This window comes from Pseudomonas sp. J452, assembly GCF_024666525.1.
Classification (GTDB): domain Bacteria; phylum Pseudomonadota; class Gammaproteobacteria; order Pseudomonadales; family Pseudomonadaceae; genus Aquipseudomonas.
Genome location: NZ_CP088294.1, coordinates 4164156 through 4178879 on the forward strand (window position 1 = coordinate 4164156; position 14724 = coordinate 4178879).

Annotated in this window: 10 protein-coding genes; 2 read left to right on the forward strand and 8 right to left on the reverse strand. The window is 63.2% G+C overall.

The window, feature by feature from the left end:
• Nucleotides 1–34: 34 nt before the first annotated feature.
• From truA to leuC, 7 genes are all read right to left on the reverse strand, one after another.
• Entirely contained in the window at nucleotides 35–901 is an 867-nt protein-coding gene (truA, locus tag LRS11_RS18890) for a tRNA pseudouridine(38-40) synthase TruA (RefSeq protein WP_260494387.1), read from the reverse strand.
• Between the two features lie 3 nt (nucleotides 902–904).
• On the reverse strand, nucleotides 905–3661 hold the full coding sequence (locus LRS11_RS18895; protein WP_260494388.1) for a FimV/HubP family polar landmark protein: 2757 nt from the start codon (nucleotides 3659–3661) through the stop codon (nucleotides 905–907).
• Between the two features lie 152 nt (nucleotides 3662–3813).
• A complete protein-coding gene (locus tag LRS11_RS18900) occupies nucleotides 3814–4824 on the reverse strand; it encodes an aspartate-semialdehyde dehydrogenase (protein WP_260494389.1) in 1011 nt (336 codons plus the stop codon).
• 116 nt (nucleotides 4825–4940) lie between these two features.
• Complete coding sequence (gene asd / locus LRS11_RS18905; protein ID WP_260494390.1) at nucleotides 4941–6053, reverse strand: aspartate-semialdehyde dehydrogenase; 1113 nt, start codon at nucleotides 6051–6053, stop codon at nucleotides 4941–4943.
• Between the two features lie 55 nt (nucleotides 6054–6108).
• On the reverse strand, nucleotides 6109–7191 hold the full coding sequence (leuB, locus tag LRS11_RS18910) for a 3-isopropylmalate dehydrogenase (protein WP_260494391.1): 1083 nt from the start codon (nucleotides 7189–7191) through the stop codon (nucleotides 6109–6111).
• Nucleotides 7192–7205: 14 nt separating this feature from the next.
• Nucleotides 7206–7853 carry a 3-isopropylmalate dehydratase small subunit gene (gene leuD, locus LRS11_RS18915; RefSeq protein WP_260494392.1) on the reverse strand — a complete coding sequence of 216 codons (648 nt, stop codon included), beginning with the start codon at nucleotides 7851–7853 and terminating at the stop codon, nucleotides 7206–7208.
• An 11-nt stretch (nucleotides 7854–7864) separates the two neighbouring features.
• A complete protein-coding gene (gene leuC, locus LRS11_RS18920) occupies nucleotides 7865–9292 on the reverse strand; it encodes a 3-isopropylmalate dehydratase large subunit (RefSeq protein WP_260494393.1) in 1428 nt (475 codons plus the stop codon).
• 210 nt (nucleotides 9293–9502) lie between these two features.
• Here leuC and LRS11_RS18925 point away from each other — a divergent pair, with 210 nt between their 5' ends.
• Together LRS11_RS18925 and LRS11_RS18930 are read left to right on the forward strand one after the other, a co-directional pair.
• On the forward strand, nucleotides 9503–10381 hold the full coding sequence (locus LRS11_RS18925) for a LysR family transcriptional regulator (RefSeq protein WP_260494394.1): 879 nt from the start codon (nucleotides 9503–9505) through the stop codon (nucleotides 10379–10381).
• Nucleotides 10382–10491: 110 nt separating this feature from the next.
• A complete protein-coding gene (locus LRS11_RS18930; protein WP_260494395.1) occupies nucleotides 10492–14157 on the forward strand; it encodes a PAS domain S-box protein in 3666 nt (1221 codons plus the stop codon).
• Nucleotides 14158–14230: 73 nt separating this feature from the next.
• Here LRS11_RS18930 and LRS11_RS18935 read toward each other — a convergent pair whose 3' ends face one another.
• The gene (locus tag LRS11_RS18935) at nucleotides 14231–14680 is read right to left on the reverse strand and encodes an Hsp20 family protein (RefSeq protein WP_260494396.1); all 450 of its coding nucleotides are present in this window, start codon (nucleotides 14678–14680) and stop codon (nucleotides 14231–14233) included.
• Nucleotides 14681–14724: the final 44 nt, after the last annotated feature.

The window sequence follows — 14724 nt, forward strand, 5'->3', positions numbered from 1 at the left end:
AGCAAAACTGCCGGAGTCTTTTCGCCGCAGCAGCCTAGCGCGCGGCCATCACATCCGGCAGGCCGGAGAGAAAATGCGGCCCCAGGTAACGCTGCGGCAATTCGAACTCTGCCGGGTATTCGACCTGCACCAGGTACAGGCCATAGGGGTGCGCAGTGACCCCACCGGTACGCCGCACCCGGCTTTCCAGCACCTCCTCCACCCACTCCACCGGCCGTTCGCCGGCACCGATGGTCATCAGCACCCCAGCGAAGTTACGCACCATGTGATGCAGGAAGGCATTGGCACGAATATCCAGCACGATGAAACGCCCGTGCTCGAGCAGCTCCAGGTGGTGCACGGTCTTGATCGGCGACTTGGCCTGACACTGGCGCGCGCGGAAGGCACTGAAGTCATGGGTACCCACCAGATAGCGGGCCGCCGCACGCATGCGCTCGATATCCAGCGGCCGGTGATTCCAGGTGACTTCCTCAGCCATGTGCGCCGGACGGATCTGATCGTTGTAGATCACGTAGCGATAACGCCGGGCCATGGCACTGAAGCGCGCATCGAACTCACGCGGCATGGCCTTGGCCCAGGTAACGCTGATATCGGCTGGCAGGTTGAGATTGGCGCCCATCGCCCATGAGTGCATGGTGCGCTCGACACTCGTATCGAAGTGCACCACCTGGCCACTGGCATGCACCAGCGCGTCGGTACGCCCGGCACAGCTCAAGATGACCGGCGCACCACCGGCGACCTTGGACAGCGCCTTTTCCAGGCTCTCCTGAATAGACGGAACGCCAGCCCGCTGACGCTGGAAGCCACGATAACGCGAACCCCGGTATTCGACGCCCAGGGCAATCCTGGAAACGCCAACGGCAGCCGAATCGGCTGCCGTTGATGGTATTGCTTCAGACATTTATCAAACCAGTTTGCTGATCAGCTCGCGCGCTTCCTGCTGCTGACCTTCGTTACCTTCGGCGACTACTTCGTCGAGGATGTCGCGAGCGCCTTCGGTGTCGCCCATATCGATGTAAGCACGCGCCAGATCCAGCTTGGTCGCGGTTTCATCGGTCCCTGAAAGGAAGTCAAAATCGTCGTCCATATCCAATCCTGTAGCAGCCGACTCCGGTGCTGCAGCCATCGGCAGTTCGTCAGCCAGCAGAGGCTCATCCAGACCGCCACTCAGCTGCTCCAGCTCGGCACTCACTTCATCCAGCTGAGCAGCGAAACTGTCGGCAGCCGGGGCGCTGGCAACTGGCTCATCGGCCAGCGACAGGTCGAAATCGGCCGACATATCCAGCTCGGCTTCCGCCGGAGCAGAACTCAGCGATACCGCCGGCTCATCTTCCAGGCTGAGCATGAAATCATCTTCGGCCAGCTCGGCAGGCTTGCTGTCGGCCTCCAGATCCAGGCTGAAATCCGCCAGATCATCACCCAACTCCAGAGCATCAGCAGTGTTGTCTGCACCCAGGTCCAGATCGAAATCCAGATCGGCGGCCGCACTGGTTTCAGTGGCTGGCAGATCAAGACTCAACTCATCCAGATCGGACGCGCTCGACGTGGCGGCTTCCTGCAGATCGCTATCCAGGTCATCCAGGCTCAGATCGAAAGCATCATCCAGGTCGGCGCCCTTGGACGGAGCAGCAGGCTCATCCAGGGTCAGGTCATCGAGACTGAAAGAGTCCAGATCATCCAACGCAGCCATGCCGGCGGCAGCACCGACCACCATGGCTGGGTATTTGGCCTTGAGCTGATCAACGGCAGCAGCGCCACCGCCGATTTCGCGCAGCTCCTGCTCCTGACGGGCGAAGCCATCACGATCACCCAGCTCGGCATAGACTTCCATCAGCTTCAGACGCAGATCACTGCGCTGCGGCTCATCATTGATGGCGTTCTGCAGCAGCTCGGCCGCCTGGCTGAATTTGCCGTAAGCAATATAGATATCCGCCTCACCCAGGGCATCGGCAGTCTGCGGAGCAACACGCTCCTGCTCGCGAACTTCGGTGTCCGAGGAAGCACTATCCAGACCGGCAAAGCTGTCTTCCGGCATATCCAGATCAGCTTCGAAAGGGCTAGCGGAGACATCATCACCGGCCAGGCTCTCTTGCAGCTCGGCCTCTTTCATCGCGTTGCGACGGGAAACCACCATCAGGCCAACCAGCAAGGCCAGCAGGGCACCGCCACCTAACGCACCTAGCAGCATCGGATTTGCCATCAGATCATCGATGAAGCTGGTCGGCGCAGGCTCCTGCACGACTACGGGTTTCTTGACCGGCGGCTTCTCCGGCTTGGCGACTTCTGCCGGCTTGGCCGGGGCCACAGCAACCGGCTTGACCGGCTCTACCTTGGGCGCCGGTTCTTCGCTGTAGTTGTAATCAGGTGTCGCCGGCTTGGGCGTCTCGACCTTGGGCTCGGTAACCGGAGCCTTGGCCTCAACCGGCTTGCTTGCGACTGGGGTCTTCGCTTCCACCGGAACCGGCGGCGCCACTGGAGCACTGGCAGCAGGAACGACCTTGCTCTGATTGGCCAGGTCACCCTGCAACTTGGCCAGCTGATTGTCCTTCAACTCGATCAGTTTCTGCAGCTTGTCCAACTGGCCCTGCAGATCACCCATACGATCCTTCAGCTCTTCGTTCTCACGACGCGTAGAATCCAGGCTCTCTTTGGTCACGGCCAACTGGTCATTCAGTGCTTTGCTGTCGCCAGCGCCTTTCTCGCTACCGCCAGCAGACTTGCCGCTTTCGGCAGCAACCAGCTTCAGGCTGTCCTTGCTCTCGGCCTTGGCCGGAGCAGCACCCACTTCGGAGCGTTTGGTCGCATCCAGTTGGCGTGTACCAGTAGCAGCCAGACTGCGACCTTCACGCCAGGCAGTGTTCTGCTCGGTAACCTGGGCAATCGCTTGCGCCTGGCTACGGCTCTTGACCTGTTGTTCATCGGGAAGACGCAACACCTGGCCGCTTTTCAGGCGATTGATATTGCCATCGACGAAGGCGTTCGGATTGAGTTCCTGGATCGCCAGCATGGCTTGATGTACGGAGCCGCTGTGGCGCGAACGCTGGGCAATTTCCCAGAGCGTGTCGTTGGATGTGGTCTTGTACTGATCACCGGAGATCTGCGCGGCGGTGCTGGCAGCAGGCGTCGGCCGCGGTGCAGCCGGAGCGGCCGGAGCAACCGGACGCGGCGTCGGCGCGACGCTCTGCGGACGCGGCGCAGGGGCAGAAACGGGCGCAGATACAGGCAGACGTGGCGCTGCGGCAACCACAGGCTGCGGCGAATACATGGGCGGATCGAGCAGCAGGGTGTACTCACGCAGCAGGCGCCCGTTGGGCCACAGCACTTCTACCAGGAAGTTCAGGTAGGGCTCGCGCACCGGCTTGCTGGAGGTGATGCGGATTACGCTCTTGCCGTTGGGCTTGATCACCGGGGTGAACTTGAGGTCGGTCAGGAAGTACTGGCGATCGACGCCAGCCTTGTTGAACTCCTCGGGGGACGCCAGGGCCGGAACCACTTCGGTAGTGCCGAGATCGCGCACCTCGAGCAATTCGATTTCCGCCACCAACGGCTGGCTCAGCGAAGACTTGAGGGTAACTTCCCCCAGCCCAAGCGCATGCGCCGCACCGGAAGTCATCGCCGAAGCAGCCGCGATTGCCAGCACTAGTTTGCGAACCCGAACCATAGCGTAATCCCTTGTTTTATCTTTTTTCTCGATAATCGAGAGGATCTTGAAGGTCACTGCCTGCACCCGCTTAAAGCGGTTCCCCGTCAGCGATCAGCCAAACCAGTATTGCCAAGCTAGAAAGATTCTTCAAATTTGGGGCTAAGTATCTTTTACAGATAGTGTTTTATCAACAACTCGGCAATTTGCACAGCATTTAGCGCCGAGCCTTTTCGCACATTATCAGACGCAATCCACAAATTGAGTTCTGCCGGGTCGTCCAGCCCCACGCGCAGACGCCCGACATAGACTTCATCCTGGCCCACCGCATCGCCCACCACGCTGGGGTAATCGCCCGCCTCGACCAGCTCGATACCGGCCTGCGCCTCCAGCCCTTGTGCAGCCTTGGCCACATCCACCGGTTGCGCGGCCTGCAGCGAGACCGTCAGGCTATCGCCGAAGAAAACCGGCGCCTGCACGCAGGTTGCCGAGACTCGTAACGCCGGCAGCGCCAGCACCTGCTTCAACTCCTCTGCCACACGCCGTTCGAGAACGGCATGGCCGCCCTCCTCCAGCGTCCCGACTCGAGCCAGCAGATTGAACGCGATCTGCTGATCGAACACCTTGGGCTCCAGCGGGCGCATATTGAGCAGCTCGGTAGTCTGCTTCGCCAGCTCGGCAATCCCTTCCCTACCCTGACTGGAGACCGCCAGCACTGCAGTAAGCGTGACTTTCTGCAGGTCGAGTCGTGCACGCAGCGGTGCCAGCACCAGCGCCAGCGCGGCTACCACCGGCACGGGGCTGGCCAATAGATAAGGCGCTTTGAGCGTAGCCAACAATTCTGCGTTCGCTTCCGGCACCAGGCGCGGCGCCTGCTGTAGCGACAGCCCGGCGCTCAGATCGATTACCGAACAGCCTGCCGCGTGGGCCTTGAGTGCCGACGCCCGACTGATCGCCTCACCCGCACAGAAGAAGGCCAGGCGCACCTGAGTAAAGTCGAAATCCGCCAGCTCGCGCACGCGCAGGTTCTTGCCGCGAAACGGCACGGACTGCCCAGCCGAAGCGCTGCCGGCCAGTAGATGCAGGGTACCGACAGGAAATTCGCGTTCTTCAAGCAGTTGCACGATGGCTTCGCCGACCGTACCGGTGGCGCCGACTACCGCGATATCAAAGGATTGGGACATGGGAACCTTGCACAAGAGAGCCGAATGGGCGGCACTCTACCTGCCGCCCGAAAGGCTGACCACAGAAACAAAAAAGGCCGGTGATCACCGGCCCTTTTCTGCTGCCTGCTGACGGATCAGCGCTCCAGGAGGATCCGCAGCATGCGCCGCAGCGGCTCGGCCGCACCCCACAGCAGTTGGTCGCCAACGGTGAAGGCACCGAGGTACTGCGAGCCCATGTTGAGCTTGCGCAGACGGCCAATCGGCACGCTCAGGGTACCAGTCACAGCAGTCGGGCCCAGATCGCGGATGCTGGCTTCACGCTGGTTCGGCACCAGCTTGACCCAGGGGTTGTGCTGGCTGATCAGGCCTTCGATGTCGGCCAGCGGCACATCCTTGTTCAGCTTGATGGTCAGCGCCTGGCTGTGGCAGCGCATGGCGCCGATGCGCACGCACAGGCCGTCGACCGGGATCGGGCTCTTGTTGCGACCGAGGATCTTGTTGGTCTCGGCCTGACCCTTCCACTCTTCGCGGCTCTGTCCGTTCGGCAGTTCCTTGTCGATGTAGGGAATCAGACTGCCGGCCAGCGGCATGCCGAAATTGTCCACCGGGAAGGCTTCACCGCGCATGGCCTCGGCGACCTTGCGATCGATATCGAGGATGGCGCTGGCCGGGTTGGCCAGATCGTCAGCCACGGCACCATGGATGGCGCCCATCTGCTTGATCAGCTCGCGCATGTTCTGCGCGCCGGCACCGCTCGCCGCCTGGTAGGTCATGGCGCTCATCCACTCGACCAGACCGGCCTCGTACAGGCCGCCCAGGGCCATCAGCATCAGGCTGACGGTGCAGTTGCCGCCGATGTAGTTCTTCACGCCGCCATCCAGCGACTGGTCGATGACCTTGCGGTTGACCGGATCCAGCACGATCACCGAGTCATCGGCCATGCGCAGGCTGGAGGCCGCGTCGATCCAGTAGCCGTTCCAGCCGGCTTCGCGCAGCTTGGGGAAGACTTCGCTGGTGTAGTCGCCGCCCTGGCAGGTCAGGATCACGTCCAGGCCCTTGAGTTCGTCGATGTTGTAGGCATCCTTCAGCGGGGCGACGTCCTTGCCCACGGCCGGGCCCTGGCCGCCGACGTTGGAGGTGGTGAAGAACACCGGCTCGATCAGGTCGAAGTCACGCTCTTCCAGCATGCGCTGCATGAGCACGGAACCGACCATACCGCGCCAACCGATCAGACCTACACGTTTCATAACCACTACACCCTAAAGAAGAAGCAGGCCGCTGCCGCGCAGCGGGCCGCAGAGATTACAGATTGCGCAGGGCCTCGACCACTGCATCGCCCATGCCGGCCGTACCGACCTTGGTCATGCCAGCGGAGAAGATGTCACCGGTACGCAGCCCCTGATCGAGCACCTTGCTCACCGCCAGCTCGATGGCATCGGCGGCCACAGCCTGGTTGAAGCTGTAGCGCAGCATCATCGACACCGAGAGGATGGTCGCCAGCGGGTTGGCGATACCCTGGCCGGCAATATCCGGCGCCGAGCCGTGGCACGGCTCGTACATGCCCTTGTTGTTGGCGTCCAGCGAGGCGGACGGCAGCATGCCGATGGAACCGGTGAGCATGGAAGCCTCATCCGACAGGATGTCGCCGAACATGTTGTCGGTGACCATCACGTCGAACTGCTTGGGCGCACGCACCAGCTGCATGGCCGCGTTGTCCACGTACATGTGAGACAGCTCGACGTCCGGGTAGCCCTTGGCCACTTCCTCGACCACGGCACGCCACAGCTGGCTGGACGCCAGCACGTTGGCCTTGTCCACCGAGCACAGCTTCTTTCCGCGCACGCGGGCCATGTCGAAACCGACCTGGGCGATGCGACGGATCTCGCTCTCGCTGTACGGCAGGGTGTCGTAGGCCATGCGCTCGCCGGTTTCCAGCACCTTGCTTTCGCGCGGCTGGCCGAAGTAGATGCCGCCGGTCAGCTCGCGGACGATGAGGATATCCAGACCCGCCACCACTTCCGGCTTCAGCGACGAGGCGTCGGCCAGCTGCGGATAGAGGATGGCCGGGCGCAGGTTGGCGAACAGGCCCAGCTGCGAACGGATTTTCAGCAGGCCGCGTTCCGGGCGGATGGCCGGGTCGATCTTGTCCCACTTCGGCCCACCGACGGCGCCGAGCAGGATGGCATCGGCAGCCCGCGCGCGCGCCAGGGTTTCGTCGGCCAGCGGCACGCCGTATTTGTCGACTGCAGCACCGCCCAGCTCATCGAAGCTCAGCTCGAAACCCAGGCTGTACTTGTCATTGGCCAGCTGCAGCACCTTGACCGCCTCGGCCATGATTTCCGGGCCGATGCCATCGCCAGGAAGAACCAGAATCTGCTTGCTCATGCTCAATCCTTAAATCACTTGATCGCGCCGAACAGCCAAGGGCTGCTCTGCTGGTGTTTGCCTTCGAAAGCCTTGATCGCCTCGGCGTCCTGCAGGGTCAGACCGATATCGTCCAGACCATTGAGCAGGCAATGCTTGCGGAAGGCGTCGACCTCGAAGCGGTACTGCACGCCATCCGGGCGGGTCACGGTCTGCGCCGCCAGGTCGACGGTCAGCTGGTAGCCCTCGGCGGCCTCAGCCTGCTGGAACAGCGCGTCGACTTCTTCATCCTTGAGGATGATCGGCAACAGGCCGTTCTTGAAGCTGTTGTTGAAGAAGATGTCGGCGAAGCTCGGCGCGATGATGGTACGGAAACCGTACTCTTCCAGCGCCCACGGCGCGTGCTCGCGGCTCGAACCACAACCGAAGTTCTCGCGGGCCAGCAGCACACTGGCGCCTTGATAGCGCGGGAAGTTCAGCACGAAGTCCTTATTGATCGGGCGACCCGAGCTGTCCTGGTTCGGCTGACCGACATCCAGGTAGCGCCACTCGTCGAACAGGTTGGGGCCGAAGCCGCTGCGCTTGATCGACTTCAAGAACTGCTTGGGGATGATCTGGTCGGTGTCGACGTTGGCGCGATCGAGCGGCGCGACGAGACCGGTGTGTTGGGTGAAAGCTTTCATATTCGGTCTCCTCAGGCCTGCATCAGTTCGCGTACATCGATGAAACGGCCGGTCACCGCGGCTGCTGCGGCCATCGCCGGGCTGACCAGGTGGGTACGCCCGCCGGCACCCTGACGGCCTTCGAAGTTGCGGTTGGAGGTGGACGCGCAATGCTCGCCGCTGCCGAGCTTGTCCGGGTTCATCGCCAGGCACATGGAGCAGCCCGGTTCACGCCATTCGAAACCGGCCTCGATGAAGATCTTGTCCAGCCCTTCGGCCTCGGCCTGCGCCTTGACCAGGCCGGAACCCGGCACCACCAGCGCCTGCTTGACGGTGCTGGCGACCTTGCGCCCCTTGGCCACTTCGGCGGCGGCGCGCAGGTCTTCGATCCGCGAGTTGGTGCAGGAACCGATGAACACGCGGTCCAACTGGATATCGGTGATCGCCTGGTTGGCGGTCAGGCCCATGTATTTCAGGGCACGCACAATCGAGTCGCGCTTGACCGGGTCGGCTTCGGCGGCCGGGTCCGGCACACGCTGATCGACGGCCAGGACCATTTCCGGCGAAGTGCCCCAGCTGACCTGCGGCTTGATCTCGGCGGCGTCCAGTTCGACCACGGTGTCAAACACCGCATCAGCATCGGACACCAGGTCGGCCCAGGCGGCCACGGCCTTGTCCCAATCTTCGCCCTTGGGTGAGAACGGACGACCCTCGACGTAGGCAATGGTCTTCTCGTCCACCGCCACCAGGCCGACGCGGGCGCCAGCCTCGATGGACATATTGCAGATGGTCATGCGCCCTTCCAGCGACAGCTCGCGAATCGCGCTGCCGGCGAATTCCAGGGCATGGCCGTTGCCGCCGGCGGTGCCGATCTTGCCGATCACCGCGAGGACGATGTCCTTGGCGGTGACGCCGGCCGGCAGCTGGCCTTCGACGCGCACCTGCATGTTCTTCATCTTCTTGGCCACCAAGCACTGGGTGGCGAGCACGTGCTCGACCTCGGAGGTGCCGATGCCGTGGGCCAGGGCACCGAAGGCGCCGTGAGTGGAGGTGTGCGAGTCACCGCAGACCACGGTCATGCCCGGCAGGGTGGCGCCCTGCTCCGGGCCGACCACGTGGACGATGCCCTGGCGGCTGTCGTTCATCTTGAATTCGAGGATGCCGAAATCGTCGCAGTTCTCGTCGAGGGTCTGCACCTGGATGCGCGACACTTCGTCGGCGATCGACTCCAGGCCGCCCTGGCGCTCGGCCTTGGTGGTCGGCACGTTGTGATCCGGGGTGGCGATGTTGGCATCGATGCGCCACGGCTTGCGCGCAGCCAGACGCAGCCCTTCGAAGGCCTGCGGCGAGGTCACTTCGTGGAGGATCTGCCGGTCGATGTAGATCAGCGACGAACCATCGTCACGGCGCTTCACCTCGTGCATTTCCCAGAGCTTGTCGTAGAGCGTTTTGCCGGCCATCGGAACAATCCTCATCAGCGGTTTGTGGGGCGCAGGGTCTATGGCCCTTTTACCTATGTGGCGATCCTAGGGGCTGGGATCAAATAACTCCAATTCATATTTTTTATTCAAAGCATTCCCAGCCGGAATACAGCAGCGCTAAGCTGCACGCCTGACGTTGCTAGCAGATGTTCGCCATCCTTTATATGGCTGCCGCCCGGAGCTATGCCCATGGATCTCGCCAACCTCAACGCCTTTCTCGCCATCGCCGAATCCGGCAGCTTCTCCGAAGCCGCAGAGCGCCTGCATTTGACCCAACCGGCCGTGAGCAAGCGCATCGCCGGCCTGGAACAGCAGCTCAACGTGCGTCTGTTCGACCGCCTGGGCCGCGAGGTCGGGCTAACCGAAGCCGGGCGCGCCCTGCTGCCGCGCGCCTACCAGATCCTCAATGTGCTGGATGACACACGCCGCGCGCTGACCAACCTGAATGGCGAAGTCACCGGTCGCCTGACCCTGGCCACCAGCCACCATATCGGCCTGCACCGCCTGCCGCCGCTGCTGCGCGCCTTTACCCGCGCCCACCCGCAGGTGGCCCTGGACATCCAATTCCTCGACTCGGAAGTGGCCTACGAGGAAATCCTGCATGGCCGCGCCGAGCTGGCAGTGATCACCCTGGCCCCGGAAACCCGCTCGCCGGTGCGTGCCATGCCGGTATGGGACGACCCGCTGGACTTCGTCGCCGCCCCCGAGCATCCGCTGGTGCGCGGCGCCATCAGCCTGGCCGATGTGGCCCGGCATCCGGCGGTGTTCCCCGGCGACAACACCTTCACCCACCACATCGTACGGCGCCTGTTCGAGGCCGAAGGGCTGACACCCAATATCGGCATGAGCACCAACTACCTGGAGACCATCAAGATGATGGTTTCCATCGGCCTGGCCTGGAGCGTACTGCCGCGCACCATGCTCGACGAACAGGTGGTGCGCCTGCCGCTACCCGGCATCCAGCTGACCCGCCAGCTCGGCTACATCCTGCATACCGATCGCACCCTGTCGAATGCGGCCAAGGCCTTTATGCGCCTGCTCGACGAACAGCGCACAGGCCTTGCCTAGAGGCCTCTCCTGCGGCTAACGTGGGGCCATAACGATAAAAAAGGCCCTGCATGCTCCGGTCCCATCCACTTCTGCGGGTGATGACTTGCCGTGCATAGAACGAGCCCGCGATGTCCAAACCGCCCAAACCGCTGCCCCCCCTGCCGTTCATCCCGGCCCTGGATCCCGCCGAGTTCGAGAAGACCTGGCATGACGCGCCGCGCCTGCTGGCCGCGCTGAACGGCGCTCACCTCGGCGCCTGGTACTGGGACATCGACAGTGGCAAGGTCAGCTGGTCGCGCGGCGCCCAAGCCCTGTTCGGTCTTGACCCCAAACACCCCCTGCAGCAGCGCGTCGACTATATCGAGCTGATCCCCGAGGAAGACCGCGCCGCCGTCCTGCAACTGTTCCAGCAAGTCCTCAGCGGCATTCCCAACCCCGAACCCCTGCGCCACCGCATCCGCTGGCCCGATGGCAGCCTGCACTGGCTGGAAATCAGCGGCCGCCCGCAGGTCGATAGCGACGGCCACAAACGCGTGTTCGGGGTGATCCGCGACATTACCGAACAGCAGGAGCGCGCCACCGCGCTAAGCCAATCGGAACGGCTCTTCTCCAGCCTGTTCCACATGAGCCCCGACGCCGCCCTGTTGATCCGCCTGGCTGACAGTTCGATCTTCGAAGCCAATCAGCACTTCGAAAACCTGTTCGGCTGGAAGCGGGCCGAAATCCAGGGCAAAACCACCCTGGAACTGCAGATCTGGGGCAACCTGCAGCAACGGGACGAACTGCGCTGCGCCGCGCAGCCGGATCAGGAACCGATCGTTCAGGAAGTCCAGCTCAATACCCGCGACGGCCGCCAACTGCATGGCGTGCTGCGCAGCCAGTACATCGAGATCGAGAACGAACCGTGCCTGTTCAGCACCTTCCTCGACACCACCGAGCGCAAGCAGGCCGAGGCGGCGTTGCGCGCCAGTGAGGAAAAATTCGCCAAGGCTTTCCGCCAGACCCCCGACGCCGTGGTGATCACCGACAAGAGCAACGGCGCCTTCGTCGAAATCAACCCGGCCTTCGAGCAGCGCTTTGGCTGGAGCAAGGACGAAGCCATTGGCCGCACCTCCCTGGAGCTGGGCATCTGGAAAAGCCCCGCCGATCGCCAACGGCTACTGGACGCCATGCAGCGTGACGGCAGCTGCCAGAACCTGCAGGCAGAACTGTTCAGCCGCAATGGCCAGCTCAGCCACAACCTGATCTTTGGTGGCGAAATCGAACTGGCGGGCAAGCCCTGCCTGGTTCTGACCGTGCGCGACGTCAGCCATGAGCGGGTGCAGGAACAGGCCCTGCGCGACAGCCAGGAACGCCTGAGCCTGGCCCTGGACTCCGCCAGCCTGGGCAACTGGGACTGGGATATCCCCAGCGACATCCTGTTCGGCTCGGAGCGCGCCGCCCTGCTGCATGGCCTGCCCGCCCAGCAGTACCACGGCAAGTTCCGCGAGTTCTTCAAGCATGTGCCGCTGGAAGATCGCCACAGCATGCGCGTGACCTATAACGAGCTGGTCGAGGGTCGGCGCGACAGCTATCAGGTGACCTACCGCACGCGTTTCAGCAACGGCGCCATCCACTACCTGGAAAGCACCGCCAAGCTCTATCGCGATGACGCTGGCCAGCCCATGCGCATGGCCGGCATTCTCGTCGACATCAGCGAGCGAGTGCAGCGCGAACAACGCCTGGCCGCCTCCGAAGAGAAATTCGTCACCCTGTTCCAGTCCAGCCCGGAACCGATCTGCGTGTCGCGTATTCGCGACGGCGAGTTCATCGAGATCAACCCCAGCTTCAGCGAGACCTTCGGCTGGCTACCCGCTGAAATCGTCGGCCAGAGCGCCCCGCAACTGGGCTTTTGGGTCGATGAAGAGCAGCGCAACCGGCTGTTCAAACAGCTCACCCGCGACCAGGGCCTGAGCAATGAGGTGGCGCGCTTCCACACCAAGGCGGGCAACGAGCTGACCTGCGTGGTCTCCAGCCGCTTCATCCGTGTCGAGCGCCAGCTGTGCATCACCACCACCTTCCGCGATATCAGCGAGAAGCAAAAGGCCGAAGCGGCGCTCAAGGCCAGCCAGGAGAAGTTCGCCAAGGCGTTCCACTCCAGCCCGGACGCCATCACCATCACCGAGCGCGACACGGGGCGCTATATCGAGGTCAACGAGGGCTTCACCCGCCTCACCGGCTACACGGCCGAGGAAGTCATCGGCCGCAGCTCGCTGGAGCTGGACGTCTGGGCCGACCCCAGCGAACGGGTGGCGATGATCGAGACCCTCCAGCGTGACGGACGTGTCTATCACCTGGAAATGCATGGCAAGAACCGCGACGGCAGCATCCGCCTGGTGGAAGTCTCGGTCGAACCGATCGAGCTGGATGGCATCGCCTGCCTGCTGCTCAACGCCCGCGACGTCAGCGAACTGAAGGATGCCCAGGCGCAGATCCAGCACCTGGCCTACCACGACCCACTGACCAACCTGCCCAACCGCGCGCTGCTGATGGACCGCCTGGTCCAGCAGATTGCCCTGCTCAAGCGCCATAACCTGCGCGGCGCCCTGATGTTTCTCGACCTCGACCACTTCAAGCACATCAACGACTCGCTCGGCCACCCGGTCGGCGATGCCGTGCTCAAGCTGGTCACCGCGCGCCTGGAGGCCAGCGTGCGCATGGAGGACACGGTCGCCCGCCTGGGTGGCGACGAGTTCGTCGTGCTGCTCTCCGGCCTGGAGGGCAGCCGCGCGGAGATCAGCCGCCAGGTGCGCCAGGTGGCAGAGAAACTGCGCCAGCTGCTGGCCGAGCCGATGCTGCTCGACGGCCACCACCTGCAGGTGACCCCGAGTATCGGCATCGCCCTGCTGCCCGACCACGGTGACAACCCGACCGACCTGCTCAAGCGTGCCGACATCGCCCTGTACCGGGCCAAGGACTCCGGGCGCAACACCGTGCAGATGTTCCGCAAGGCCATGCAGGACGAAGCCAGCGAGCGCCTGCGCCTGGAGAACGACCTGCGCCTGGCCCTGGCCCGCGGCGAGTTCGAGCTGCACTTCCAGCCCCAGGTGGATGCCCGTAACAACCGCATCATCGGCGCCGAAGCCCTGCTGCGCTGGACTCACCCGACACTCGGCCCGCAGTCGCCCGGGCAGTTCATCCAGGTCCTCGAAGAAAGCGGGCTGATCCTCGAAGCCGGCACCTGGGTACTCAGCGAAGCCTGCCACGCCTGCGCCAACCAGCTGCGCGAGGGCCTGGTGGATGCGCACAGCTTCCAGCTGTGCGTGAACATCAGCCCACGGCAGTTCCGCCAGAACGACCTGGTCGAACTGGTCGAACGCAGCCTGAAGGAAAGCGGCCTGCCGGCGCCTATGCTCAAGCTGGAGATCACCGAAGGCATCGTGATCCAGAACCTCGACGACACCATCGCCAAGATGCACCGTTTGAAGAAGCTTGGCGTCAGTTTCGCCATGGACGACTTCGGCACCGGCTATAGCTCGCTGACCTACCTCAAGCGCCTGCCGGTGGATGTGCTGAAGATCGACCAGTCGTTCGTACGCGACGCCACCAGCGACCCCAACGACGCCGAGATCATCCGCGCCATCGTCGCCATGGCCCGCAGCCTGAACCTGGAAATGATTGCCGAAGGTGTCGAGCAGAACGAACAGCTGGAGTTCCTGCTGCAGGAAGGCTGCCATCTGTACCAGGGTTATCTGTTCAGCAAGCCGCTGCCGCTCGACGACTTCCGTCAGCTGCTGGTGCTCAACCAGCACTAGCGCTCAAGTCATGACTGAGTAGAACACATGAAAAAGGGCGCCCGCAGGCGCCCTTTTTCGTTACTGCAGGAACTCAGCTGTTCAGTGCAGGCTGCCGGCCATTGATCGGGATGCGCTTGGCCTTGGCCTCTTCCGGCACGATACGCACCAGGTCGACATGCAGCAGGCCGTTGATCAGGCTGGCAGCCTTGACCTCGATATGGTCGGCCAGGCGGAACGACAGCTTGAAGCCGCGCTGGGCGATGCCCTGGTGCAGGTAGGTGACGTTCTCCGCGCTGCGCTCGCGCTTGCCGCCGACCACCGTCAGCACGCCGCGCTCGACCTGCAGTTCGAGGTCTTCCTCATGGAAACCGGCAGCCGCGATAACGATGCGGTACTGGTCGTCGCCGTGCTTCTCGACGTTGTACGGTGGGTAGGAGCTGCCGGCCTCATTGCTGCGCAGGGCCGACTCGAACAGGTCATTGAAACGGTCGAAGCCGATGGATTGGCGAAACAGCGGGGCTATGGAAAATGCAGTACTCATGGTATGTCTCCTGAATTTCAGCGAGTGGTTGATTCCGGGGCCCG